The following is a 24140-nucleotide window of genomic DNA, read 5'->3' on the forward strand; positions in this document are numbered from 1 at the left end:
GTCGTCCTCATCTTGATCCCTGTGAGGCATGCAACGGCGTCCCGGCAACGTCATCGCCATGTCGTCTATCTGGGCTGTGGTCTGGTTGTTTGTTGGCGCTGTACATCGGCATCAGCACCCGGAAAGTGGTCTTGCGCGGCTGCGACTCGCACTCGATGATCCCACCATGGTCGCCGATGATTTTCGCGACCAATGCAAGACCGAGGCCGCTCCCGGTCGGCTTGGTGGTCACGAACGGATCGAACAAATTGGGCATCAGGTCTTCCGGCACGCCGGGACCGTTGTCCTTGACGCAGAACTCCAGCGGCAGCGACACCCGCGACTTCTTGCCGGGCACCGAGAGCCGCACGCCGGGACGGAACGCGGTGGTGAGCTGGATCTCGGCGTCGGTGCCGAGATCCACCACCGCCTCGGCGGCGTTCTTGACCAGGTTCAGGAACACCTGGATCAGCTGATCCTGGTTGGCGAGCACCGGCGGCAGCGAAGGATCGTAATCCTCGATGAAGCGGACGTTGCGGGCGAAGCCGGATTGCGCCAGCCGCTTCACATGATCGAGCACGGAGTGGATGTTGACCGGCCCGCGCGCCACCGGGCGATCGTCGCCGAACACCTCCATGCGATCGACCAGGGTGACGATGCGGTCGGCCTCGTCGCAGATCAGCCGCGTCAGCATGCGGTCTTCTGAGGAGGCCTGCTGTTCGAGAAGCTGCGCGGCGCCGCGGATGCCGGAGAGCGGGTTCTTGATTTCATGCGCCAGCATGGCGGCCAGCGCGATCACCGAGCGCGCGGCGCTGCGATGGGTGAGCTGGCGGTCCATCTTGTCGGCGATGGTGCGTTCCTGCAGCATCACCACGATATGGCCGGCCCGCTCGGGCAGCGGCGCGACATGAAGATCGACCAGCCGGTCGGCGCCGGTGCGCGGCGTGCCGAGATCGACCTTGTATTCGTTGACCGGGGCGCTGGTGGTGCGGACCTGGTCGATCAGCGCCAACAGCGGACTGCCGAACGGCACCAGTTTCTTCAGCGACTGCCGCTGCAGGAATTGCGTGGAGGAATCGAAAAAGGATTCCGCCGCCATGTTGGCGTCCACGATCATCCCGTCCGGCCCGACCACCAGCACCGGATTGGGCAAGGCGTTGAGAACGGCATCGCCATCGGATGGCGGCTGCTTGCGCTGTTCTGCGGCGGTGCTCATGCGGCTGCACTCCAGGCAAAGTCATCGAAGGCGTCGGGAAGCTGCCGATGCACATCGGCCGGCTGTTCTGATGTGAGGATGCGCTGGCGCCACATCTTCAATTTGTCCTGGGGCGCGCGCGCCGTCTGGGCGGCGACATCGAGGCCCCAGCCGAGATGCTTGCGGGCGTGGCGAAGGCCGACCCGCTCGCCATAGTGGCGGCAAATCTCGTCGTAGAGCGTCGTCAGATAGGCGAGCTGCTGCGCGAGCTCCGGCGCGCCCTCGTCCGCGCCGCCGTCGAGCCGGCGGCCGATCTGGCCGGGCAGCCAGGGGGCGCCTTGCGCGCCGCGGCCGATCATCACGGCGTCGGCACCGGAGGCATCGAGCGCCGCGCGCGCGTCCGCATACGAGGTGATGTCGCCGTTGACGACGACCGGCACGGTCACAGCATCTTTCACCGCGCGTACCGCCGCCCAATCCGCCTCGCCCTTGTAGAACTGGCTGCGGGTGCGGCCGTGCACGGTGATGAGCTTGACCCCGGCGGCTTCGGCGCGGCGTGCCAGCTCCGGCGCGTTCCTGCTGCGCTCGTCCCAGCCGAGCCGCATCTTCAGGGTCACGGGCACCTCGACCGCCGCGATCGTCGCCTCGATCAGGCCCAGCGCATGGTCGAGGTCGCGCATCAGCGCCGAGCCGGACTGGCCGCCGGTGACGTGACGCGCCGGGCAGCCCATATTGATGTCGATGATGTCGGCACCGGCATCGGCTGCGACGCGCGCGCCTTCCGCCATCCAATGCGCCTCGCAGCCGGCGAGCTGGACCACATGCGGCCCAATGCCGCTGGCCTCGCAGCGCAGCCGGGATATCCACCGCCCCCTCACGAGATCGTCGCTGGCGGTCATCTCGGAGACGACGAGCCCGGCACCGAGATCGGCCGCCAAGCGGCGGAACGGCGCATCGGTGACCCCCGACATCGGCGCCAGGACGGCCCGGTTGGCGAGCGAAACTTCGCCTATTCTCAAGGGCTTGGTGGTAGATTTGGCACTAATCTTGGCCGGACCGGTCACGGACGACTCACGAGCTGATCAGACGCATCATTGCGACCGCCTTGCACTCTTGAGCACAACGATTGGGCAGTCAAGCGTTATGCCTACACTTTAGCCAAAACCACCCATCTTTCAAGTGCAGCGCAGCAAAATATGCTTGTTGAACGGTCATGGTAAACTGGTCGTGACCCGGGTTTTTGCATGGCTCCAAGGCCTCTCGGGCAACCATCGATTCGTCGCGGGGGCACCTTCGCATCTTTGCGGAGCAGATGCGGCGCGAGATCATCGGCGACGCATCCGGCATCGCCTCCTCCGTGATCGCCCTCGCCTATCTGCCTCCGCCGATGTAAGAAGCGCGCCTCAACCTCCCCCGTGAAGCTTTGTCTTCGTTAGTAGCCTGATCCCATGACCATTTCTCAGCGGACTGCAGCTATCCTCGTCGCGGCCGGGCGCGGTCTGCGCGCCGGCAGCGGCGGCCCCAAGCAGTACCGCAGCATCGGCGGCCGCACCGTGATCCATCGCGCGCTCGCGGCCTTTTCCGAGCACCCCGAGGTCGACATCGTCCAGCCGGTGGTGAATCCGGACGACATCGATGTGTTCAACGCCGCCGTCAGCGGATTGCGCCATGCCGCGCCGGCGAATGGCGGCGCGACGCGGCAGGCCTCCGTGCTCGCCGGCCTCGAAGCGTTGGCGCCGCACCGGCCCGAAATCGTGCTGATCCATGATGCCGCGCGCCCGTTCGTCTCTCCGGCCGTAATCTCGCGCGCGATCGTCGCGGCCAACCGGACCGGCGCCGCGATCCCCGTGATCCCGGTCAATGACACGATCAAGCAGGTCGGCAAGACCGGCAACATCACTGCGACACCGGAGCGCGCGAAACTGCGGATCGCGCAGACGCCGCAGACGTTCAAGTTCGATATCATTCTGGAGGCGCATCGCCGCGCCGCGCGCGATGGTCTCACCGAGTTCACAGATGATGCGGCGATTGCCGAATGGGCGGGATTGACCGTAGCCACCTTCGAGGGCGATGTTGCCAATATGAAGCTCACCACACCGGAAGACTTCGTGCGCGAGGAGGCACGGCTGGCAGCTGCGCTCGGCGACATCAGGACCGGCACCGGTTACGACGTGCATGCGTTCGGGCCCGGCGATCACGTCTGGCTCTGCGGCCTGCGCGTACCGCATAGCAAAGGCTTCCTGGCTCATTCGGACGGCGACGTCGGTTTACACGCTCTGGTTGATGCAATTTTAGGCGCTTTGGCCGACGGCGACATCGGCTCGCACTTCCCCCCCAGTGACATGAAGTGGAAGGGCGCCTCCTCCGACCAGTTCCTGAAATATGCCATCGAGCGCGTCACCGCGCGCGGCGGCCGCATCGCCAATCTCGAAGTCACCATGATCTGCGAGCGGCCCAAGATCGGCCCGCTGCGCGACCAGATGCGGGCGCGAATCGCGGAGATCTCTGGGGTCGACATCTCTCGCATCGCCGTGAAGGCCACCACCAGCGAGAAGCTCGGCTTCACCGGCCGCGAGGAAGGCATCGCTGCGACCGCGAGCGCCACCATCCGCCTGCCCTGGAGCGCTTAGCGTGATGAGCGAGTTGACGCCTGCGGAGAGTTCGGTCTGACGTTCGCATGGGGAAACGCGGGACATGGCTAGCGAACGTCAAACGGTCTCCACGAGCGCCCTCGCCCGCGCGCTGCTCGATCTCTGCCGCTCGCGCAAGCTGACCATCGCCACCGCCGAATCCTGCACCGGCGGCCTGGTCGCCGCGGCGCTGACCGAGATTCCCGGCTCCTCCGATGTCGTCGACCGCGGCTTCGTCACCTATTCGAACGAGGCCAAGCGGGCGATGCTTGGCGTCAACGCCTCGACACTGCAGACCTTCGGCGCCGTCAGCAAGGAGACCGCAATCCAGATGGCGGTCGGTGCGCTGGAGCGCGCCGACGTCGATCTCGCGGTCGCCATCACCGGCATCGCCGGCCCCGGCGGCGCCACCCCGGGCAAGCCGGTTGGCCTCGTGCACTTCGCCTGCGCCGCGCGCGACGGCCGCATCATCAACCGCGAGCAGCGCTTCGGCGCGATCGGCCGCAGCGCGGTGCGCACCCGCTCGGTGGTCGAGGCGCTGCGCATGCTGATGGAGCTGGCGCGGCCGCAAACCGCGGTGAAGCCGAAACGCGCCGCCGCCTCGCGCCTGCGCCCGCGCGTGGCACGCGCCCCGCGCCTGCATCCGGTGAAGCGGCCGCGGCCGCCGCGGACGTAGTCAGTCGCTTCATGCACATCCTCGCGGCTCCTCATCCGCAGGAAACGCGACCCGAGGACTGACGAACCCGCGCATAAGGTTTTGGTTAATTTTCCCCTGCTACGGCTTGGGCAACAATGTCACGGGCGGGGGATGGATTCGATGAAGCTTTTTTCGGGCAAGGCGGCGGAGCAGCAGAAGCACAATCTGTTGCTGGATGCGATCTTTGAGCGCTGTCGCGACACCATCCTGGTGCTGTCCGAGGGCAAGATCATCGCCTGCAACGAGGCGGCTGTCCGCTTCGGCGGCTTCCGCAGCAAGGCCGATCTGTTGTCGCGCTCGCCGGCCGCGCTGGCGCCCGAAATCCAGCCGAACGGCCGCCGGTCCGCCGACATGGTCGGCGAGATGAATGCGAAGGCCCAGCGGGAGGGCCATGCTAGCTTCGAATGGACCACGAAGCGCGCCGATGGCACGCACGCGCTGGTGCAGATCACGCTGGTCCCCGTCGAAATCGAAGGCAAGCCGGTGCTCCTGAGCTATCGCCGCGACCTCTCCGATCTGGTCGCAGCACGCGAGGAGAAGAAGCGCGTCTTGGGCGCCCTGGCCAAGGACCTCGAGACCACGGTCGGCACCATTGCCAATGCGATCTCCGCCGCATCGCGTGAGGTGCAAACCACGGCCGCCTCGCTGACTTCGACGGCCGAGCAGGCCGCGCAGCGGGTTGCGACCGTGGCGGCGGCTTCGAGCTCCGCTTCCTCCAACGTGCAATCCGTCGCCGGCGCGACCGAGGAACTGTCGAGCTCGGTGAGCGAGATCAACCGTCAGGTCGCGACCTCCTCGACCATCGCCGCCGAGGCGGTCGATGCCTCCGCCCGCACCAACCAGCTCGTGAACAGCCTGTCCGACGCTGCGGCCAAGATCGGCGCGGTGACCGACATGATCAATGCGATCGCGAGCCAGACCAATCTGCTGGCGCTCAACGCAACCATCGAGGCGGCGCGCGCCGGCGACGCCGGGCGCGGCTTTGCCGTGGTCGCTGCCGAAGTGAAGAGCCTGTCCAGCCAGACCGCCAAGGCGACCGACGAGATCAGCGCGCATATCAGCGCCATGCAGCGCGCCACCGGCGACACGGTGACGGCGATCCAGGGGATCGGTGGCACCATCGGCCAGATCAGCGACATCGCCAAGACGATCGCGGTCGCGGTGGAGCATCAGGGCCAGGCGACCCAGGAGATTGCCCGCTCCGTCAACCAGGCGGCGAACGGAACGCGCGAGGTGGCCGGCAATATCGGCGCCGTCAGCCAGACCGTCGATTCCGCCGGCCAAGCCGCGCGGCAAATGCTGGGCGCGGCCGGCGAACTCGCCAAGCAAGCCGAAGCGCTGCGCGACAAGGTCCGCGACTTCCTCACCGCGGTACAAGCGGCGTAAGGCACGTCGGCCGCAGGCCGTAACCCGCCGGAGATCCTCCGTCATCGTAGTCGATGAGGCTTCGCCGATCCGCCCTGCGCCCTATCTCGGAGGCGAGTACGTATGGCCGCCGTCCTCGCCCGCTATTGGATCAAGGCGCGAACACGTGCAGCCATTGGACGACCATGCCGTGATTCTCGGGGTGGTCGGGCACCTTGCCGCCGGCCCAGTCAGCGAGCGCCGTCGAGATCAGGATCGCGGCCGGTCCCCTCACCGCGCCGTGCGTGAGCACGGCCGCGATCGGCTCGCCATCGACTTCATAGATCATGTCGGTTGGCGTTCGCAGCAGGCCGACATCGTGGAAGCCATAAGCAAGGTTCTCCGCGAAGCTCGCGCCCCAGCCCATGCCGGCATGCTGTTCGGTCTTGTTCGGCGGCCAGTATTGCAGGCCGAGATGGACGTAATTCGGGTAGCGCGCCTCGGCAATATCGATCTCGAAATTGTCGGCGGTCGTCAGCCAGACCGCATTGTTGACACCCTTGATATCGGCGATCTTGATCCGGGCCTCGACGAAGCCATAACCATATTTGGCTTTGCTGGCGATATACCCGGTGGACCACCGGGCGCTATGGCAATCCGTGGCGAGGAGCGTCTTCAAACGCAAACCAGCCGTCGAAGGCTCCACGCTCGCGGGCCGGCGGCAGGAGGTGAGACTCCGATTGTCATCACTCACCACGTTCCAATCCGCCTGCAACTCGGCCGTACCACTGAAATTGGTGGAGAAAATTGGAGCCTTGCGGCCCGGCCGATATGCAGCGATCGCGGCGCGGTCGGCGGCCGTGACGGCCCGCCGCGTGCCCCAGGGTTGGTCAGGCGAACCCCAGTCAAGTTTCTGCAGGGTTGCGGCGTGCGATATCGGCGGCAAGCCGATGGCAACGGCTGCAAGGAGGGCGAATCTCAGCCAAATCAAATCCACGCTCATATCCAGCTCCCTGCTCAGAACGGGCTGAGCGCGCGCTTGCCGGCCTCGCCGCTGCCGCCGCAGCGATCGAGGTCGAACTGTGAATCTCCGGTCCAGGAATAGTAAATCAGGCCAGCAAGCCGACCTTCTTTCGCAAGCTGGGCGAAGTCGCCCATCATTTCCTGCACGAGATGCGCATGATCGCTCTCCTCCGCTGCAGGGCAGACCTTGCTCGCATAGGCGAAGCCCCACTCGGTGATCCAGCACGGCTTGCCGCCGGGGACGCAGATCGGATCGACCAGCGCCCGCAGGCGCTGCATGCGGTGGATGGCCGAGGCCTTGTCGCCGGGGTGGTCGCCCCAGGGATAGGTGTGCAGGTTGTAGGCATCGACCAGCCGGTCGAGGCCATGAGCGCGGAAGAAAGCCATGATCGCCCCGACGCTGACGCCGTCGTAAGATTTCGGTGTCGGCCACGGCCCTTCCTGTTCGATGTCGACCAGGCTGGTCGGCAAGAGCGGCGTGCCCCTGTTGAGCTGTGAGCGATCCCGCACCTGCTTCAGCACGTCGAGCACCTTGAGGTATTGCAGATAGCCCTTGGCGACCTGCTGGCCCTCCGGATCGTGTGACAGATCGGCGAGGCCAAGCACGCGGCCTTCACCGGGCAGCCGGAAATCCGGATCGTTGCCCGCCATATTGATCTCGTTCTCCAGCTCCAGGCCAGCCAGTGTCACGCCACTCGCCTCCAGCTTGCTCATGAGCGCCTCGAAGTATTTGGCCGAGCGCTCCGGGTCGAGCGCGGACAGCGGCGGCCCCGGCCACATGCCCGGAAACTCCTTCGGCCGAAATGGCCGCTCCGGGGCGCCTGGCGTATAGAGGCCGTGGAGGATGAGGAGCGTTGATATCCGATGGGCGTAAGCGCGTTTGATGAAGTCGATGGTCTTGTCCTCATCCTGCGCATAAGTGCCGAAACGGATCACATGAACACCCAGCGACTGCAGCTCCGCCAGCTTGGCGTCCTGATCCTCGACACTGAACTGCAATGGACGCACGAAGTCGACGCCACGGAGCACATCGCGGGGCGGCGCCGCTATCACGGGGGGAATCATGGCGAGCCAGAGTGCAAAAGCTGCAAGGAGGGTTCGCCACGTCGCCCATTTCTTCAACGCTCCGCAGCGATCGATGCCGAACGGATCGTTACGCTCCTCCCACGGTTCGGAGCTCCAGATGAAATGTCGGCCGCGTTCAACCTGTCCCATTTGCAGCATCCATGCGCGCTAGGAAGGGCCTCCTGGAAGATGGCGCATTCGCCATGAACTCTGGCTGAATACGAAGGCAGCCCATTGCTGCCGCAGGCGCAACTCCGTGACGCATGTATCTCCTTGCCGAGCGGCCAATCCCTCTTCTCGATCGGACTGCAAGCCGTCGTGTTCCCCACGCCAGCGGCCTCCCTTCAGGGGGCGTGCCCGTTCACCCCAGCCAGAACGGGGCGCCGGCACGGCGCTCACGCTGCTCGCGCGTCAGGATAACCTTCGCTGATCGATCGCCCGAGAAGGCGCGGTTCTGACATCATTCCGTCGCGACTCCTCGCTTCGATGACGTTTTCGAAGGAGGCCGGTTTGCTTCATCGGATCGTTTGCGCTCTCGTCCTGGCCTTCTGCTTTGCAAGCTCTCCCACCCGCGCGGCGGGGATCCAGTTTCTCGACTCCGAGTCAAAGCTGAAGGGCGCCATCTGGACGCCCTGTGCAGCTGCGCCACAGGAGGTGCCGCTCGGCAAGCTCGGGGTTACGGCCGTCGAGACCCTGCCAGGCGTCAAGGACTGTCCGATCAAGGGCGAGAAGCTGCCGCTGATCGTGTTCTCGCACGGCCGCGGCGGCTGGTTCGGCCAGCATCACGATCTCAACGAAGCGTTGGCCGATGCCGGCTTCATCGTCGCGGCGATCAGCCATCCCGGCGACAGTTTTGGCGACGACGCGCAGCGCGACAGCCTGTCGAACTGGGCGTCGCGGCCAGCCGACATCGTGCGCTTGATCGACTTCATGCTGAATGATTGGAAGGATAAGGCCGCGATCGATCCTGACCGGATCGGCTTCTTCGGCTTCTCGAAGGGCGGCTATACAGGGTTGGTGCTGGCCGGAGCGGATCCGGACTTCAGCCGCGTCGCGCATTATTGCACCGACCGATCACCGTTCTGCGAGCAGGTCCACAGCGGTGACGTTCCAAAATCCTTCGCACACGATCGCCGGATCAAGGCGGCCGTGCTCGCAGACACGGCGCCGACTGGTCCTTTCGCCGACGGCAATCTCACCAGCATCAAGATCCCGCTGCAGATCTGGCGCTCGCGGCTTGGCGGCCATGGCGCCGATCCCGAAGGCACCGCGCGGGTGGCGGGCAGTCTTTGGAATCAGCCGGACATTCATGTCGTGCCCGCCGCGCACTACGCCTTCCTCGCGCCCTGCTCTGCGGAGCTCGCAGCCGCCGTGCCGCGCATCTGCACGGACAATCCGCCCGACTTCGACCGCGCGGCGTTCCATCGCGTGTTCGATGCTGAGGTGGTCAGGTTCTTCTCCGAGCATCTGATGGGCAGATAGGCCCCGTCGAAGCTGCGTTCGTGACGCCTCTCATGCCCGCCAGAACGGGCGGCGGCACAGCCAGCGCGCTTGCTCCCTTGTCAGGCCGTAGTCCTTGAGCACCTCGTCGGCCATCCATGGCAGTTGGCGAGCGAACCGGCGCCGTTCCAGCCATCGCTCCCACCAGACCCGCACGACCGACTTGGTCTGGCGAGGAGCGCGGTCGGGATTGGAAACCGTCTTCCCAAAAGGATAGACGTTCGCGCCCGGCGTCGCAGACACGGAGGGACTCGGTAACCTCGGCAGGTCACGAGGTTGGCTGGCAAGTCTCTGAGCTCGCATCAGGTCGGGGAGCGGAGGCCGCTCCTTGATGTTCCTGACGCGAAGATCGTCTGTCGTGCTCGGCATGGCAGGCCTCCCGTGGGACTTTGACCTGCCGGCCATAAAAAAAGCCGCCAGATCAGGCGGCTGTTCGGATGTCTTGCTGCAATATCTCAGATTGAGCGCGATCCTCCCGCCGCCAGCGAGCTGTCGTGTGTAAAACGTCGGGAATGGCTGATGGCGACGGTGATCATGGCCGACGCTATAGCGCGCCGATCCCCGATTGTCATCCTCATTCAGCGAGTATCGCACCGACCGCCGATCTGTTGCGCGCGCTTCGTTGCGCCGAACTACGTCATTGTTTCGATCGCTGCGGATCGCGTTGCGTTTGTAATTGGAATGAGGCAACGACCGGACGCGGCGTGAGCCGCCCCCGCCGGGCCCGCGCGTGAGGTGACTGAGCTACAATAGCGCGCCCTGCTGATCGACTGTGCCGTGCCTGTCGGGCAAATCGGTTAGGCGTGCGCAAGCCGAGCGCGCCGACTGTCACGCCGAACAGCCGCAGCACGGCTTGCGCCGAACAGCTGATTTCTCAAGACAGATCAACGAGAAGGTCCGTTTCAAGAGCCTCCTCGCAAAATATTCTTGTTTCGTTTTTTCAGAATTCGTGTTTGATTTCATTCATCCCGCCTCGGCAAGAGGGACGTTTCGGCCGATCGTCACGATACGTGAGGCGGGGAAGCGATGGCCGCGTCGCGCCGTGAGACGAACGGCTGATGATGCGGACGGCGAAATCGTGTGGTCCTGACGCCCCGGTGCTGGCGTCCAGCGCAGCGCGTGAAACGCGTTGTCGCGACGCGATGATGCTTCGCATCACGCAGTGGGGGCAATCAAGCCGGTCCCCAGGGAGATCACGTATAAGCCGTAACCCATCGCGCAGGGAATGCCGGTTGATCGGCTGCACCTGTGGTGACTGCCGCCTGCTTTTCTTGTTGCAGGCGGGCCATGGGTGAGGCCTTCACCCGGCATTCCCTGCGCCCTCTTCCTGTTTGAGGGTGTGAGCCTCGCCAGACTCGGGCGCGTCAGCGCCGCGGGAATGCGGACCCGCATCTGCTGTTTGAGACGTGGATAGTAGTAACCCGACGACTCTCCCAGCTCGTCATTCCGGGGCATCGCGAAGCGATGAGCCCGGAATCCATAACCACGATCGTGAGTATGGATTCCGAGCTCGCCCTGCGGGCGCCCCGGAATGACGATGGGAAGGACGAGGCCTGCAACGAGCAGCGCCTAGGTCGAGGACACCGCGGGCTTCTTGCCGTAGATCGCGTCCGCCCGCTTCTCGAACGCCGAGGACAGCCGCGCAAACGCCGTGTCGAACATCGAGCCCATCAGCATCGCGAGCATGCGGCTCTTGAACTCGTAGGCGATGAAGAAAGTGACCTCGCAGGCATTGCCGTCGCGCGGCTCGAAGCTCCAACGGTTCTCCAGCGAGGAGAACGGTCCGCTGACATATTCGACCAGGATCTTGCGGCCCGCCCGATCCAGCGTGACGCGGCTGGTGAAGGTCTCCTTGACCAGCTTGAACGACACCGTCATGTCGGCGACGATGACCTCGAGGCCGTCAGGCTTCTCGCTGCGCTGGCGCACGACCAGCGCCTGGCACAGCGGCACGAATTCCGGATAGCGCTCGACATCCGCGACCAGGTCGAACATCTGGTCGGCGGTATGCGGAACGCGCCGCTTGTTGGAGAATCTCGGCATGTCAGCGCTGGGCCGCGGCGCGCGCGGCCTTGAGCTTGGCGAAATCCTCGCCGGCATGATGCGACGAGCGCGTCAGCGGGCTCGCCGACACCATCAGGAAGCCCTTGGTGTAGGCGACGGTCTCGTAGCCGGAGAATTCTTCCGGCGTGACGTAGCTCATGACAGCATGATGCTTGCGGGTCGGCTGCAGATACTGACCGATGGTGAGGAAATCGACGTCGGCCGAGCGCAGATCGTCCATCACCTGCAGCACCTCGTGGCGCTGTTCGCCCAGGCCCACCATGATGCCGGACTTGGTGAAGATGGTGGGATCGAGCTCCTTGACCCGCTGCAGCAGGCGGATCGAATGGAAGTAGCGGGCGCCGGGCCGCACCGAGAGATAGCGCGACGGCACCGTCTCGAGATTGTGGTTGAAGACGTCGGGCTTGGCCGCGACCACGAGCTCGAGCGCGCCGTCCTTGCGCAGGAAGTCCGGCGTCAGCACCTCGATCGTGGTGGTCGGGCACTGTTGGCGAATCGCCCGGATGGTCGCGGCGATATGCGCCGCGCCGCCGTCAGTGAGATCGTCGCGGTCGACCGAGGTGACGACGACATGGGTCAGGCCGAGCTTGAAGGTAGCCTCCGCGACATGCTCCGGCTCGCTGGCATCCAGCGCGTCCGGCAGCCCGGTCTTGACGTTGCAGAAGGCGCAGGCCCGGGTGCAGGTGTCGCCCATGATCATGAAGGTGGCGTGCTTCTTGTCCCAGCATTCGCCGATGTTGGGACAGCCGGCCTCCTCGCACACGGTCACGAGCTTGTTCTCGCGGACGATGTTGCGGGTGTCGGCATAGCCGCGGCTGGTCGGGGCCTTGACCCGAATCCAGGCCGGCTTTGCCGGCGAAGCGGAATCCGGCCGGTTCACCTTTTCGGGGTGACGGGGGCGTAGCGGCGTGTTCGAGAGGGTGTCGACGATGGTGACCATAGGCAGGTCCAGACTGCGAAAAGGCTTAGCTAATCCGCCGCTTGCCGTGACGCAACCAGCTCGCCGACCCTAGCAGGACATGGCAGATATGGGCAGTCTTCCGCGCCCTTATCCCGGTTGATTCCCTTCAAAATGGCTCGAAAATCGCCCGCTCCCGCAATTTCACGGACGCCGGCCCCGCGGACAGGGAAGCGGCTGACCCGTGCATTTTTTGCGCGCAGCGTGCACGAGGTCGCGCCGGAGCTGATCGGGGCAACATTCCTGGTCGACGGCGTCGGCGGGATGATCGTGGAGGTAGAAGCCTATCACCACACCGATCCCGCCGCGCATTCGTTCCGCGGCCAGACGCCGCGCAACGCGGTGATGTTCGGGCCGCCCGGCTTCACCTATGTCTACCGCTCCTACGGCATCCATTGGTGCGTGAATTTCGTCTGCGAGAAAGAGGGATCGGCGAGCGCGGTCCTGATCCGCGCGATCGAACCGACAATGGGCATCGAGGAGATGCGCCGGCGGCGCAAGCTGGAGGATGTCCACGCGCTGTGCTCCGGCCCTGGCAAGCTGACGGAAGCGATGGGCATCACGATCGCGCACAACGGCCTGCCGCTGGATGCTGCGCCGATCGAGCTGTTCGCGCGTACGGCTGATGTCGATGTCATTCGGGGCGTCCGCATCGGTATTACGAAAGCCGTGGAACTGCCCTGGCGCTACGGCTTGAAGGGCTCGCGGTTCCTCAGCAAGCCGTTTGCGGCACCGGCTGCCCCGTCCTCAGCCGTCGTCCCGGGCAAGCGGACGAAGTCCGCGCAGACCCGGGACCAATAGTAAAGCGCGTCTTATCAACGCCGAGCGGTCACCCAACGCCCGCCAGCCGCGCCAGTGCCTCCTGGAACTTGGCCTTGCGCGCCAGCGCTGCCTCGCGCTTCTCCCGCTCTTCCTCGACGACCTCCTCGGCGGCCTTCGCGACGAAGTTCGGATTGCCGAGCTTCTTGTCGACCCGCTCGATGTCGGCGTCGGCCTTGGCGATCTCCTTGGTGAGCCGCGCGCGCTCGGCGGCGAGATCGACGACACCCTTCAGCGGCAGGGCGGCGACCTCGCCGCGTACGACGAGCTGCGCCGAGCCTTCCGGCGCCCCGTCGGCGAAGCTGATGTCCGAGAGCCGAGCGAGACGCTTGATCACATCGGTCCAGCGCGGTGCTCGCTCCTTTGTCTCTGCCGAGGTGCCGACCAGAACGAGCGGCATCAAGGTCGCCGGCGGGATGTTCATCTCGGCGCGCACCGAGCGGATCGCGGTGACGAGATCGACCACCCAGCCGATTTCGGCCTCTGCGGCCTCGTCCTTGAAGCTGGCGGCGTCGAACGAGATCAGGAGCGGCGGCACCAGCGGATCGGCGAAGCTGGCCGCCGACAGCGCCGCGATCTCCTCGACCGTCGGGACGTCGGTGCGATGCGGCCAGGGCGTCAGTGCGAGCAGCCCGTCGCGGCGCGCCGTCGTCTCCCACAGCGCCTCCGTGATGAAGGGCATGAAGGGATGCAACAGCTTGAGGATCTCATCGCGCGCCCAGGCGACCATCGCCTGGGTTTCGGCCTTCGCCCGGCTCTCCGGCCCGGTCAATACCGGCTTGGCGAGCTCGAGATACCAGTCGCAATAGACGTTCCAGACGAAGCGGTAGATGGCGCCCGCCGCATCGTTGAAGCGATAGGCCTCGATCGCCTCGGTAACCTCGCGTGTCGCAGCCGCCGCCTCATGGGCGATCCAGCGATTGAGCGTCTCCTTCGCCTTTGCCGCGTCGAAGCCATCCGGCATCGCGCAGTCGTTCATCTCGGCGAAGCGGCAGGCGTTCCAGAGCTTGGTCGCAAAGTTGCGATAGCCCTCGACGCGCTGCGACGACAGCTTGATGTCGCGCCCCTGGGCGGCCATCGCCGCCAAGGTGAAGCGCAGCGCGTCCGCACCGTATTCGTCGATCAGGGCGAGCGGGTCGATGACGTTGCCCTTCGACTTCGACATCTTGGCGCCCTTCTCGTCGCGGACGAGCGCGTGGATGTAGACGGTCGAGAACGGCACCTCGCCCATGAAGTGCAGGCCCATCATCATCATGCGGGCGACCCAGAAGAAGATGATGTCGAAGCCGGTGACCAGCACGTTGGTCGGATAGTAGCGCTTCACCTCGGGCGCATCGTCGGGCCAGCCGAGCGTCGAGAACGGCCACAGCGCCGAAGAAAACCAAGTGTCGAGCACGTCCTCGTCGCGGGTAATGAACCCGGCGCGCTTGTTGCGGTCGAGCGCCATCTCCCGCCCCTGCTCCGGCGTAATGACCTCCTGCTCGACATAGTAGCCGATGGCGTGGCCAACCGCCTCCTCCTCGGTCTCGGCGACGAACACCTTGCCGTCGGGACCGTACCAGGCCGGGATCTGGTGACCCCACCAGAGCTGGCGCGAGATGCACCACGGCTGGATGTTCTCCATCCAGTCGAAATAGGTCTTCTCCCAATTCTTCGGGACGAATGTCGTCGTCCCCGACCTGACCGCCGCGATCGCGGGCTGGGCCAAGGTCTTGGCGTCGACATACCATTGGTCGGTGAGATACGGCTCGATCACGACGCCGGAGCGGTCGCCGTGCGGCACCATGTGGGTGTTCGGCTCGATCCGTTCGAGGAAGCCGAACGTCTCCAAACGTTCGACGATCTTCTTGCGCGCCGCGAACCGCTCGATGCCGTGGAACTCCCGCGCGAATTCCTCGGAGCCCTCGGGCAGGTCGCGCATGTAATCCTCGTTGCCGACGAGGTTGAGACACGCTTCCTTGTCGAGCACGCTGATCTGCGCCAAGCCATGGCGGCGGCCGACCTCGAAGTCGTTGAAATCATGCGCCGGCGTGATCTTGACGGCGCCGGTGCCCTTCTCCGGATCGGAATACGTGTCGGCGACGATCGGAATCTCGCGCCCGACCAGCGGCAGGATCACGCGCTTGCCGATCAGATGCTGATAGCGCTCGTCGTCGGGGTGCACCGCGACTGCGGTGTCGCCGAGCATGGTCTCGGGCCGTGTGGTGGCGACGACGATGAAACTCGTGGGATCATCGGGGCTGAAGGTCCTGCCCTCCAGCGGATAGCGCAGATACCAGAGATTGCCCTTGAGCTCGACCTGCTGGACCTCGAGATCGGAGATTGCGGTGAGCAGTTTCGGGTCCCAATTAACCAGCCGCTTGTCCTTGTAGATCAGGCCGGCGCGGTGCAGTTCGACGAACACCTTCACGACGGCTTTGGACAGCCCCTCGTCCATGGTGAAGCGCTCGCGGCTCCAGTCGCAGGACGCGCCGAGCCGCTTGAGCTGGTTGATGATGGTGCCGCCGCTTTCGTCCTTCCATTCCCAGACGCGCGCCAGGAACTTTTCGCGGCCCATCTCGCGGCGGCTCGGTTGCTGCCGTTCCATCAGCTGGCGCTCGACCACCATCTGGGTCGCGATGCCCGCATGGTCGGTGCCCGGCTGCCAGAGCACGTCGCGGCCGCGCATGCGTTCGAAACGGCAGAGGATGTCCTGCAGCGTGTTGTTGAGCGCGTGGCCCATATGCAGCGAGCCCGTCACATTCGGCGGAGGGATCACGATCGTGAACGGCTCCGCATCGCGCCGGTCGGGGCGCCCGGCGCTGAACGCACGGGCATCCTCCCAAACGAGCGACATGCGGCTTTCGATGTCGGCGGGCTGGTAATTTTTCTCGATCATGGCGTTCGCAGCCGGCACGCGCCAGCTTTCCAAAATTCGTGGACCCTCGCAGCTCTGCCCTCAGAGTTCCGATCGGAACTGAGAAACTCACCGCAAGCTCATGACTCTCAAGCTCTTTTCGAGCCGATGCACCGTCCGAGGCAACCGCAAGCGAGCGGGCGGCGGCACCTCCTCGGCGGCACCAGTTTGAAGATGGGTAGAAACCCCCCGCAGCGCATCAAGTCAACAGCAGCCCGGAGGGGGCGTCTGCGCGCCAAGACGGCGCGCGGGCAAGACGGCAAAGCGGAAGACGCGCTTGGAGCCGGCGCTCAGCGGCCGCGCGACACCCGCTCGATCTCCGCCTTGACGATGCGCTCGACCAGGGCCGGCAGATTGTCGTCGAGCCAGCTCTTCAACATCGGCCGCAGCATCTCTTTGACGAGATCCTCCAAGGTGCGCGCATTGTTGCTGAGCACCGTATTGGCCAGGGCGTTGAAAGCCGACTCCACGGCATTGACCGTGGTTGGCGACAGGATCGGCTGCTTGGGAGGCGTCTGATCGAAGGACGATTCGAACGTGGGCGCCTTCACAGTCTGGTTCGCCGCGGCGCGTTCAATGAACTCGATGTCGTTCTGCGGTTCGACCCTGCGGAATGAAGCCGGCGCGGGGCTCGGAGCGGGGGGTGGAGGTGCCACTGCCATATCGTCCGTCAACTCAAGTACATCAGGTTCTGGTTCTGGTTCGGGGTCTGCGGGCCGAACCTCTTCGGCCGTCGTCTCATCCAATCCCGCCAGCAATGCGTCGATGTCGTCCTGGCTATTGCTGGCCGGAGCCGCGGCTGGTGGCGGCGCTGCCGGCGGAGGAGCCGCTTTTGCGGTTGCAGCAACGGCGGCAGGAATTTTTGAAGGTGGGATGTCGTTCATCGCCGGCTTAGGCGCCGGCTTCTCAGCTTTCGGTGGCGGCGCGGCTGCAGCTGCCACAGGCTTCTCGGCAGCCGACGGCTTGGCTTCATCGTCGGCGATGATGCGCCGGATCGACGCCAGAATCTCCTCCATCGAGGGTTCTTGCACTTTCGCGGGCTGCGTCATTTCCGACTCCAAATCATCGACGCCGTCGCACGCGTCATCTTACCCCAAGCACCGCAAGATTCGCAGGCTCCGGATCCAAGAGGCTCGGATTTCCTGATGGACATGCCCCGATTGTCTCCAGATTATGCGCCGCTCGATGCAGTTGAAAGAACGATGCCGTCCGCGTCGGAGCTCCGCTTGGAATGATACTCCGAGGCGCTCCGAATCGTTCCGCGGCCTTTTTTAGGCTATGTCATGGCAACAAATGATTGCAAGCAACGCTGGCCGCGAACCGGTGGAGCAGGCAAAGTTAGTAGCCGTTCGGCGCAGGCGCGCCACAACTTCTAACAGCATCGGCCTGTCGCCTCAACAAACACTGCCGCGTTCGCTACACACGAAAACGCCTCGGCCAATGGCCGAGGCGTTGATCGTCTACCCTTGCGATTGGTTTACCGCCCGTCTGGCGTGCGAACACCAGCCCAGCTGTCACGAACCTGATGGTAATGGACGCTCGGATCATAAACCGTGGTGGGCAGGTTCAAGACCTGGGGCGACAGCCGTCCGATGGCATTGAGCACCGAGTATGACGCCACGACCCGATCGTGCTGCGCCGTCACCAAGGCGTTGCGCGCGTTCACGAGTGCCTGCTGCGCGTTCAGAACGTCGAGCGTCGTGCGTTGTCCCGCTTTCGCTTCTTCGCGCACGCCGTTGAGAGCGACCTCGGACGCGGTCACCTGCGCCTGCGCAGAGGAAACCTGAGCCTTGCCGGCGACCAGCTGTCCCCAAGCCGTTACCACGTTGGCACGAGTCTGATCGCGCGTCGTATCAAGGTTCAGACGCTGCTGCGCCAAATTTTCCTTCGACTGGCGGATCAATGCATACTCCGCGCCGCCTTGGTAGATCGGAACCGTAAGCTGGGCGACCGCCGATGCACCGAACGAGCGGAAGGACTGCAAGCTCTGCTCATTGGATTGCTGTGCCTGAGCCGTCACCGTCACCGTCGGCAGCAGCGCCCCCTCGTTGATCTTGACCTGGAGATAATTGACGTCGATGCCAAACATCGCCGCCGTGACACTCGGATTTTCCGTCAGGCTGGTCTCGATGGCCTGCTGAAGGGTGGACGGCAGGAAACGGTCGACCGGCGAGCCGGGGGCGAGATTCTCGGGTTCGCTGCCGATGATGCGGCGGAAGTTGGAACGGGTCGTCGTCAGGTTGGACTCAGCGGTCAGCTGCTGCGTCCGGCCCGCGGCGAGCTGTGCCTCCGATTGCGCCACGTCAGTGCGCGTCACCTCGCCGACATTGAAGCGGTCGCGGGTCTGTTTCAGAGTCTGCTCAAGAACCCGCGTGTTGCTGCGCTGAACTTCCACGATGGCAGCGTCACGGAGATAGTCCATGTAAATGGTCGCGGCCTGGAACAGCACTTGCTGCTCCAGAACGCGCAAACCTTCACGCGCGCCAGACACCTGGCTCTCGGCGGCTCGCGTCTTGTTGGCCGTCTGATTGCCGTTGTAGAGCGTCTGGGTCGCGGTCACGCCGACGCTTCGCGGGACCGTCTTTCCATGGAAGGGGTCAGTGCCCGCGCTGATCTGAATGTCCTGGTACTGGTAGCCGCCAGTGGCTGTGAGTGAAACCTTGGGCCGGTAACCCGACAGGGCCTGCGGCACGTTCTCGTCGGTAGAGCGGACCGCGGCACGCTGGGCATTCAGCTGCGGGTTATTCTGATAAGCACGGACCAGCGCGGCCTCTATCGTATCGGCCAGCACAGGCGTGGGTCCAGCACAAGCAATCAGGAGGACCGCAGCCGCCGCTGCGGTGACGACCTTCACCCCAAACATCCCTGTTCCAATCATCGTTGTTACCGGCTCAACGCCAAAGCCGGGCCGTAAGCCACAAGAGAGACTCCCGCGCACCACCGCACCTTATTCCCCACGCAAGCGCGACGAAACCACCCAAGATCGGACTCGTGTGGAAACTCTACGCCTGCAGCATCCGGGCCACACTTCTGATTTAAAACAGATTTCCGCCCGCCCACAGGCCTGCGACCGCCGCAGAATCCCCATGGGGGCGCCCCGGCCAGAGGCCATTTCGGGGCGGTTTCGGGGTGAAACAGTCTTAGAAAACGAACTCGGGAACCCGCTCAAGTCCCGGCAGGACCGGAGCCGAGGCATCAAACAGGACCCGTGAGCCGAAATCTTGATGTGAGTGGGTAATGATCATGGCCCGCGCGGGCTTGGTCTTGGCGAAGACCCCCACCAGGCGTCCACCCTCCTTGAGCTGGCGGCACAAGCCATCCACGGGAACCTCTGAGGCTCCGTTCAACAGAATCACATCGTAGCAGTCATCGCCCGGATCACCCTCGGCGCATCCTGCCACCTTGACCGTGATATTGTCGAAACCGAATTTCCCGACCAGCCCTCTGGCGCGGCCCTCAAGCGCCGGATCGCACTCGGTGGCGACGATTCTCTCGGCGAGCGGTGCCGTCAAAGCCGCCAGATACCCGGTCGCGCAGCCGACGACCAGAACATGATCGGTAGGGAGGATTTCCGCGGCTTGCAACAGCTTGCCGGTGAGCATCGGCTTGATCAGGAAGCGCTTGGCCGAGCCGGCTTCAGAGACATCGAGATCGAGATCGAGGTAGGCCAGCGCGCGACGATCCTCAGGAACGAAGGCCTCACGCGGTACCGTCAGCATTGCATCCAGCACGCGATGATCGGTGACATCGTTGGTGCGCACTTGGCTATCGACCATTTTCTGGCGTGCAATCGCAAAGGCGGACATGGGGCAGACCTGCAAGCAAGCGGACAAGCCGCGAAGGAACTGCGTGACCTTTTGGTACAAGGCTTTTGAAAACGCAACATGATGATCGTCCAGCCTTCGGCAGAGCTGGCCGCTCTCTGCGGCAGGCATCCGGAGGCGACGTCGCGCATTGGTTCAAGACGCCAATCCATTGTCCGCGAGTCGCGTGCAAAATCGGGCAATCAGACCGACCGACTTGCAAACTTCCTGCGACCGGATTGTGGGGACGCGATCGCCCGCGAGCTCCTGGTTCCGCAGTAAGTAATTGTCAGAACGAAACTTTTCGTTCTTTTCGGAGTTCTGTGCGATCGCGTGATTTCCTCCTATGCAAGGCGATGCGGCTTTGTTATACGCTCCCCCGCTCGCGGCCCTTAGGTCGCCTGTTCCTCGGTAGCTCAGCGGTAGAGCATTCGACTGTTAATCGAATGGTCGCTGGTTCGAATCCAGCCCGGGGAGCCATTTGGCTCTTACCGCCACTTCCCAAACATTCCAGATCGATCCAAAATGCAGGCCCAACATCCTGCTTTTGCTATTGTTTTTGGCATAAATCCCTTCCGCCCCCGTCCTGAGACTTCCCAAACATCGCCCGGACATGGGGGTATCGGTTGGGGGTACCGGCCTTTTGGGGGGTGCAAAGTTGGGGGTATCATCCATTCGTTCCCAAACGGAGCCCGGAGATACTCCCAAATGAAGGCGATCCATAAGCTTACCGACGCCAAGATCAAGTCGTTCAAGCCCAAGGCCGCGCCGTACAAGGTGTCGGACGGCGGCGGGCTTTACCTGCAGATCATGCCGACCGGAGCCCGCTATTGGCGTTACAAGTTCCGAATCGGCGGCAGGGAACAGACGTTCGCGATCGGAACCTATCCCACCGTCACCCTTGCGGAGGCCCGCGAAGAACACCGCAAAGCGGCCTCGCTCGTCCAGCGCGGCGGCGATCCGAACGCCGAAAAGCGCAATCGCAAAGAGGAGCAGAAGCAGGCGGTGCCCTTTCGCGAGGTCTCCGCGCTCTGGCTGAAAGAGCAGGCCTTGGGCGATGGCGTCGCCAGCAAGACGGCCGACCGCGCCGAGCGCATGGTCCGCTATCTCGACAAAGCCTTTGGCAAGAAGCAGATCGCCGAGGTCAAAGGGGCCGATCTGGTCGAACTGCTGCGCAAGGTCCAGGACGAGGGTAAATACGAGACTCGCGTCCGGCTCCAGGGCGTCGCCAAGAACATCATGGCTTATGCGCAGAGCCACCATTACATCCCGGCCAACCCGTTCGCTGGCATCAACAATGACGGCAAGGCCTTCCGAGGCACCAAGCGGAGCCGGAAGAAGCGCCCTGCTCTGGTGACCGAGGTCGAGTTTGGCCAATTGCTCCGGGCGATCGACCAATACGAGGGCCGCGAAGGCAATCTCACGGGCATTGCATTGAAGCTGCTCGCCCTGACCTTCGTCCGGCCGGGCGAATTGATCGGCGCCCGATGGGACCAAATCGATTTCGCGGCCCGGAAATGGTCGGTGCCATTCAATATCCTGAAGCAACGGACGCAGAGGGCAGAGGCGGACGATCCCCGCGCGGGCAAGCCGCACGAAGTCCCGCTCGCGAGGCAGACCATTGGCCTGCTGCAGGAGCTGCATGATTTGACCGGGAACACGCCGTACCTGTTCCCTGGCCGCCAGTCGGCCCGGACCATGAGCGAGAACACGCTCAATGTCGCGCTCAAGGCCATGGGCTACACCAATCGGCACGTTGCCCACGGCTTCCGCTCCAGCGCCTCGACCCTCATCAATGAGGCCCGCATTGAGCGGAATGGCCGTCCGGATTGGCTTTGGCCGGAGCAAGGCACCCTCGTTGAGATGCAGCTCGACCACAACGATGATTCGACCCGCTCGCTTTACAAGCGCTCGGCCGATGGCGCTTGGCGCGAGCGGACCGAGATGATGCAGTTTTGGGCCGACAAGATCGACCAGCTGCGGACCCCTCCGAAACCCGATTTGCGAGCCGTGGCCGCATAAGCGAGAGCCCGTGATGCAGCGTCCGCACCCATCAATCTTCGCATTGTTGGGAGTGACATGCCTTGCATCCTTGCCCTCGACTGCGTCGGCGTTCGCTGATGATCTCGTGGGCCACGCCACCGTTGTCGACGGCGGCACCATCGAAATCCACGGCGAGCGCATCAGGCTATGGGGCATCGACGCGCCGGAGAGCGACCAACTCTGCCGCAACGACGAGAGCGACCTTTACCCATGCGGCCGACAGACAGCGGCGTCGCTCGCCGCGCTGTTCTACGCGATCCCCCGCCCGGTCACCTGCTCCCCGAAAAGCCAAGACCAATACGGCCGCACTGTAGCGGTCTGCCTGCTCGGCGTTCCCGGCCCCGACCTTGGCCAATGGCTCGTCTCCAAGGGCCTTGCCCTCGATTGGCCGAAGTACTCGCAGGGGGCAGTATGCGGAGCTTCAACGCGCCGCCGAGAAGGCCGAGCGCGGCATGTGGGCGGGCAGCTTCGTTGAGCCTTGGCGCTACCGGGAATGCATCCGCGCTGGCGACCGACCTGCGGCCTGCTCCGACGATCCGGAGCCGCCGCAGCGATCAGGCAGCCCCGATCAGCCCGGCGCTCGCAAGAACCCGTTATAGCCCTGTTCCGAGAGCCACCGAGCCCGCTCAAGATGGCTGTCATAGGCCCGCGGCGTCCGATCTGGCTCCGCATCCGGGTCGCGATGCAGCACGATCCGCGCCACCTCACGCCAGTCGGCCCCTGCGTCGGCGGCATCGAGGAGCCGAAGATACGTGACGAGATGCTCCTCGTCGTATTCGGTCAGGAAATCACCGGCGGGTGCCAGGTCTGCGACATCTGGATCAAGCGGCGGCTTTGGCATCAGCACTCCAGCAGGCATGACTGAACTCACGATACCTTGTCATTCGCGTTGAGACCAAGGCGACGCACGGGAAGAGCTAAGAGCGACAAGCGCGCTTGCACTTGAACCAACCGCAATTACAGGTCAATCTCTGCGAGCAGCGCGATTGGCTGCACCACTTAGACGATTTTTTTTGATTTTGGGAGAGCGCCGTTATGGCAATGACGGTCAATGACGCGAAGATCGCGATTGGCATGTTGGCAAGGGGTGATAATCAGCACGACGTTGCAGCTTGGTTCGGCGAGAATCAGGCTCGCATAGTCGAGGCCTCGCAAGGCAAGTACGGCACCACCGAAGCAGCCCCCACCTCTGAGTTGCCGCCAAAAGGCCCTCCTGGAATCAAGGGGCGAAGGCTTCTTGCGTTCGTCGAGAAGGCGATAAAGGCGTTAGAAGCGGGAGACAACGTTGCGGCGCTGAAGGAGCTACAGGCCGGAGTCGATCGCTACAACAAGTTCGAATAGTCATCGTCTCGTTCAAGCGATTTTCTGCAGGGAGGCACCCACCTTAGCTGTGGGTGTCCCACATGCCGCTTGTTCCAGATCAACCACGCATACCCGGTTGCTGTTGACGCTTTGCGGTCCAGCCTTCCCTTGACCATGGGAACGCGCTCGACGAACTGCGCAAATATGGCTGGCGGCGTTCGCGAGAAGATGTCTTCGTAACGCCCCAAGCTCTCCAAGAAGACGGTACGGGCGAGAATGGCCACGCCGGTCTTTGCGACCGCCAGACCTCTAAGTACAAACTCCTCGGCCAAGCGGAACGGCGGGTTCGTGACGACCCAGTCGTGAGACCCTGTTTCGTAGGGATGGGTCAGGAAGTCGCGCACCGGTGCGAAGCCGTAGTGATAAGCGTCTGCCGCATCAACCTGACCAAAGTACTCCCTCAGGGGCCGCACCATGTGCCCCCGCCCGCAGGCTGGCTCCAGGCAAGTCTGTGCGGTAACGTCAACGTCGGCTAGCAGATACTCGCAGAGGGCTCGTGTTGCCCATGGCGGAGTCGGAAAATCGTCTGGGCTGTCAGCAGCTTCGCTGCGTTGAGCCATCACCGCATGCGAAGTGTTCTGCATTCGAATTTCCAAGGACTGACGAATCTCAGGTCAATACATAACGATATTGGCTGAGTCACTGCGTCAATAGCAATGCGTTCGATGGTTCCCCATGCCACTGGGCGCTGTAGCCCCGACAGTTCAGCGGGAGATCAAGGCGCGGTTACCGCAATTGTGTCTTGGGCGGCTTTCCACCGCA

General features: G+C 64.0%; 21 protein-coding genes and 1 tRNA gene. 9 read left to right on the plus strand and 13 right to left on the minus strand.

What is annotated here, in order from left to right; translation table 11 throughout:
- Positions 1-7 precede the first annotated feature (7 nt).
- Together QXZ85_RS19930 and dusB are read right to left on the minus strand one after the other, a co-directional pair.
- Complete coding sequence (locus tag QXZ85_RS19930) at positions 8-1195, minus strand: nitrogen regulation protein NR(II) (protein ID WP_315703897.1); 1188 nt, start codon at positions 1193-1195, stop codon at positions 8-10.
- Positions 1192-2193, minus strand: coding sequence for a tRNA dihydrouridine synthase DusB (dusB, locus tag QXZ85_RS19935; RefSeq protein WP_316174824.1), 1002 nt, complete (start codon positions 2191-2193; stop codon positions 1192-1194). The genes QXZ85_RS19930 and dusB overlap by 4 nt, the downstream gene beginning before the upstream one ends.
- Before the next feature lie 429 nt (positions 2194-2622).
- Between dusB and QXZ85_RS19940 the strand changes: the two genes are divergently transcribed.
- The 3 genes from QXZ85_RS19940 (at position 2623) to QXZ85_RS19950 (ending at position 5887) form a co-directional block, all read left to right on the plus strand.
- On the plus strand, positions 2623-3804 hold the full coding sequence (locus QXZ85_RS19940) for a bifunctional 2-C-methyl-D-erythritol 4-phosphate cytidylyltransferase/2-C-methyl-D-erythritol 2,4-cyclodiphosphate synthase (protein WP_315764361.1): 1182 nt from the start codon (positions 2623-2625) through the stop codon (positions 3802-3804).
- 64 nt (positions 3805-3868) lie between these two features.
- Positions 3869-4480: a CinA family protein gene (locus tag QXZ85_RS19945; protein WP_315703895.1), complete on the plus strand. Its 612-nt coding sequence runs from the start codon at positions 3869-3871 to the stop codon at positions 4478-4480.
- 141 nt (positions 4481-4621) lie between these two features.
- Positions 4622-5887 (plus strand): methyl-accepting chemotaxis protein, encoded by a 1266-nt coding sequence (locus QXZ85_RS19950; RefSeq protein ID WP_316174685.1) that lies wholly within the window; start codon positions 4622-4624, stop codon positions 5885-5887.
- A gap of 130 nt (positions 5888-6017) precedes the next feature.
- On the opposite strand, the gene QXZ85_RS19955 is transcribed toward QXZ85_RS19950, so the two are convergent.
- A complete protein-coding gene (locus tag QXZ85_RS19955; RefSeq protein ID WP_315767862.1) occupies positions 6018-6848 on the minus strand; it encodes a glycoside hydrolase family 16 protein in 831 nt (276 codons plus the stop codon).
- A 14-nt stretch (positions 6849-6862) separates the two neighbouring features.
- A complete protein-coding gene (locus tag QXZ85_RS19960) occupies positions 6863-8083 on the minus strand; it encodes a hypothetical protein (RefSeq protein ID WP_315767863.1) in 1221 nt (406 codons plus the stop codon).
- Positions 8084-8443: 360 nt separating this feature from the next.
- Here QXZ85_RS19960 and QXZ85_RS19965 point away from each other — a divergent pair, with 360 nt between their 5' ends.
- A complete protein-coding gene (locus tag QXZ85_RS19965; RefSeq protein WP_315767864.1) occupies positions 8444-9415 on the plus strand; it encodes an alpha/beta hydrolase family protein in 972 nt (323 codons plus the stop codon).
- Between the two features lie 30 nt (positions 9416-9445).
- Here the strand turns inward: QXZ85_RS19965 and QXZ85_RS19970 are convergent, their stop codons facing one another.
- The 3 genes from QXZ85_RS19970 to lipA form a co-directional block, all read right to left on the minus strand.
- Positions 9446-9676, minus strand: coding sequence for a DUF1127 domain-containing protein (locus QXZ85_RS19970; protein WP_315730997.1), 231 nt, complete (start codon positions 9674-9676; stop codon positions 9446-9448).
- 1326 nt (positions 9677-11002) lie between these two features.
- A complete protein-coding gene (locus QXZ85_RS19975) occupies positions 11003-11476 on the minus strand; it encodes a type II toxin-antitoxin system RatA family toxin (RefSeq protein WP_315703890.1) in 474 nt (157 codons plus the stop codon).
- 1 nt (position 11477) lies between these two features.
- On the minus strand, positions 11478-12437 hold the full coding sequence (lipA, locus tag QXZ85_RS19980; RefSeq protein WP_315703889.1) for a lipoyl synthase: 960 nt from the start codon (positions 12435-12437) through the stop codon (positions 11478-11480).
- 132 nt (positions 12438-12569) lie between these two features.
- Here lipA and QXZ85_RS19985 point away from each other — a divergent pair, with 132 nt between their 5' ends.
- Positions 12570-13256: a DNA-3-methyladenine glycosylase gene (locus tag QXZ85_RS19985; protein WP_315767865.1), complete on the plus strand. Its 687-nt coding sequence runs from the start codon at positions 12570-12572 to the stop codon at positions 13254-13256.
- 28 nt (positions 13257-13284) lie between these two features.
- Here the strand turns inward: QXZ85_RS19985 and QXZ85_RS19990 are convergent, their stop codons facing one another.
- From QXZ85_RS19990 to QXZ85_RS20005, 4 genes are all read right to left on the minus strand, one after another.
- Positions 13285-16152, minus strand: coding sequence for a valine--tRNA ligase (locus QXZ85_RS19990; RefSeq protein WP_315704283.1), 2868 nt, complete (start codon positions 16150-16152; stop codon positions 13285-13287).
- Between the two features lie 308 nt (positions 16153-16460).
- A complete protein-coding gene (locus QXZ85_RS19995; protein WP_315703887.1) occupies positions 16461-17219 on the minus strand; it encodes a DUF2497 domain-containing protein in 759 nt (252 codons plus the stop codon).
- A 428-nt stretch (positions 17220-17647) separates the two neighbouring features.
- Entirely contained in the window at positions 17648-19033 is a 1386-nt protein-coding gene (locus QXZ85_RS20000) for a TolC family outer membrane protein (RefSeq protein ID WP_315703886.1), read from the minus strand.
- A 277-nt stretch (positions 19034-19310) separates the two neighbouring features.
- Positions 19311-19976, minus strand: a complete 666-nt coding sequence (locus QXZ85_RS20005) for a protein-L-isoaspartate O-methyltransferase (RefSeq protein ID WP_315766189.1) — start codon at positions 19974-19976, stop codon at positions 19311-19313.
- A gap of 402 nt (positions 19977-20378) precedes the next feature.
- Here QXZ85_RS20005 and QXZ85_RS20010 point away from each other — a divergent pair.
- The 3 genes from QXZ85_RS20010 to QXZ85_RS20020 all read left to right on the plus strand — a co-directional run bounded on the left by QXZ85_RS20010 (position 20379) and on the right by QXZ85_RS20020 (position 22491).
- Positions 20379-20453 (plus strand) — tRNA-Asn (locus tag QXZ85_RS20010).
- Positions 20454-20681: 228 nt separating this feature from the next.
- Complete coding sequence (locus QXZ85_RS20015; RefSeq protein ID WP_316174688.1) at positions 20682-21995, plus strand: tyrosine-type recombinase/integrase; 1314 nt, start codon at positions 20682-20684, stop codon at positions 21993-21995.
- 13 nt (positions 21996-22008) lie between these two features.
- The gene (locus tag QXZ85_RS20020; RefSeq protein ID WP_316174690.1) at positions 22009-22491 is read left to right on the plus strand and encodes a thermonuclease family protein; all 483 of its coding nucleotides are present in this window, start codon (positions 22009-22011) and stop codon (positions 22489-22491) included.
- Between the two features lie 93 nt (positions 22492-22584).
- Here the strand turns inward: QXZ85_RS20020 and QXZ85_RS20025 are convergent, their stop codons facing one another.
- Complete coding sequence (locus QXZ85_RS20025; protein WP_316174692.1) at positions 22585-22857, minus strand: DNA -binding domain-containing protein; 273 nt, start codon at positions 22855-22857, stop codon at positions 22585-22587.
- 194 nt (positions 22858-23051) lie between these two features.
- Here QXZ85_RS20025 and QXZ85_RS20030 point away from each other — a divergent pair, with 194 nt between their 5' ends.
- Positions 23052-23357 (plus strand): hypothetical protein, encoded by a 306-nt coding sequence (locus QXZ85_RS20030; protein WP_316174694.1) that lies wholly within the window; start codon positions 23052-23054, stop codon positions 23355-23357.
- Here the strand turns inward: QXZ85_RS20030 and QXZ85_RS20035 are convergent.
- The gene (locus QXZ85_RS20035) at positions 23339-23962 is read right to left on the minus strand and encodes an SAM-dependent methyltransferase (RefSeq protein ID WP_316174696.1); all 624 of its coding nucleotides are present in this window, start codon (positions 23960-23962) and stop codon (positions 23339-23341) included. The genes QXZ85_RS20030 and QXZ85_RS20035 overlap by 19 nt on opposite strands.
- Between the last annotated feature and the right edge of the window lie 178 nt (positions 23963-24140).

The sequence above is a fragment of the Bradyrhizobium sp. SZCCHNGR1005 genome (genome assembly GCF_032489995.1).
Classification (GTDB): domain Bacteria; phylum Pseudomonadota; class Alphaproteobacteria; order Rhizobiales; family Xanthobacteraceae; genus Bradyrhizobium.

Excerpts from the sequence above, each read along its gene's own strand:
- QXZ85_RS19930 (WP_315703897.1), bottom strand. The coding sequence starts at position 1,195 with ATGAGCACCGCCGCAGAACAGCGCAAGCAGCCGCCATCCGATGGCGAT.
- QXZ85_RS19940 (WP_315764361.1), top strand. The coding sequence starts at position 2,623 with ATGACCATTTCTCAGCGGACTGCAGCTATCCTCGTCGCGGCCGGGCGC.
- QXZ85_RS19945 (WP_315703895.1), top strand. The coding sequence starts at position 3,869 with ATGGCTAGCGAACGTCAAACGGTCTCCACGAGCGCCCTCGCCCGCGCG.
- QXZ85_RS19950 (WP_316174685.1), top strand. The coding sequence starts at position 4,622 with ATGAAGCTTTTTTCGGGCAAGGCGGCGGAGCAGCAGAAGCACAATCTG.
- QXZ85_RS19955 (WP_315767862.1), bottom strand. The coding sequence starts at position 6,848 with ATGAGCGTGGATTTGATTTGGCTGAGATTCGCCCTCCTTGCAGCCGTT.
- QXZ85_RS19960 (WP_315767863.1), bottom strand. The coding sequence starts at position 8,083 with ATGGGACAGGTTGAACGCGGCCGACATTTCATCTGGAGCTCCGAACCG.
- QXZ85_RS19975 (WP_315703890.1), bottom strand. The coding sequence starts at position 11,476 with ATGCCGAGATTCTCCAACAAGCGGCGCGTTCCGCATACCGCCGACCAG.
- lipA (WP_315703889.1), bottom strand. The coding sequence starts at position 12,437 with ATGGTCACCATCGTCGACACCCTCTCGAACACGCCGCTACGCCCCCGT.
- QXZ85_RS19985 (WP_315767865.1), top strand. The coding sequence starts at position 12,570 with ATGGCTCGAAAATCGCCCGCTCCCGCAATTTCACGGACGCCGGCCCCG.
- QXZ85_RS19990 (WP_315704283.1), bottom strand. The coding sequence starts at position 16,152 with ATGATCGAGAAAAATTACCAGCCCGCCGACATCGAAAGCCGCATGTCG.
- QXZ85_RS19995 (WP_315703887.1), bottom strand. The coding sequence starts at position 17,219 with ATGACGCAGCCCGCGAAAGTGCAAGAACCCTCGATGGAGGAGATTCTG.
- QXZ85_RS20000 (WP_315703886.1), bottom strand. The coding sequence starts at position 19,033 with ATGTTTGGGGTGAAGGTCGTCACCGCAGCGGCGGCTGCGGTCCTCCTG.
- QXZ85_RS20005 (WP_315766189.1), bottom strand. The coding sequence starts at position 19,976 with ATGTCCGCCTTTGCGATTGCACGCCAGAAAATGGTCGATAGCCAAGTG.
- QXZ85_RS20015 (WP_316174688.1), top strand. The coding sequence starts at position 20,682 with ATGAAGGCGATCCATAAGCTTACCGACGCCAAGATCAAGTCGTTCAAG.
- QXZ85_RS20020 (WP_316174690.1), top strand. The coding sequence starts at position 22,009 with ATGCAGCGTCCGCACCCATCAATCTTCGCATTGTTGGGAGTGACATGC.
- QXZ85_RS20025 (WP_316174692.1), bottom strand. The coding sequence starts at position 22,857 with ATGCCAAAGCCGCCGCTTGATCCAGATGTCGCAGACCTGGCACCCGCC.
- QXZ85_RS20030 (WP_316174694.1), top strand. The coding sequence starts at position 23,052 with ATGGCAATGACGGTCAATGACGCGAAGATCGCGATTGGCATGTTGGCA.
- QXZ85_RS20035 (WP_316174696.1), bottom strand. The coding sequence starts at position 23,962 with ATGCAGAACACTTCGCATGCGGTGATGGCTCAACGCAGCGAAGCTGCT.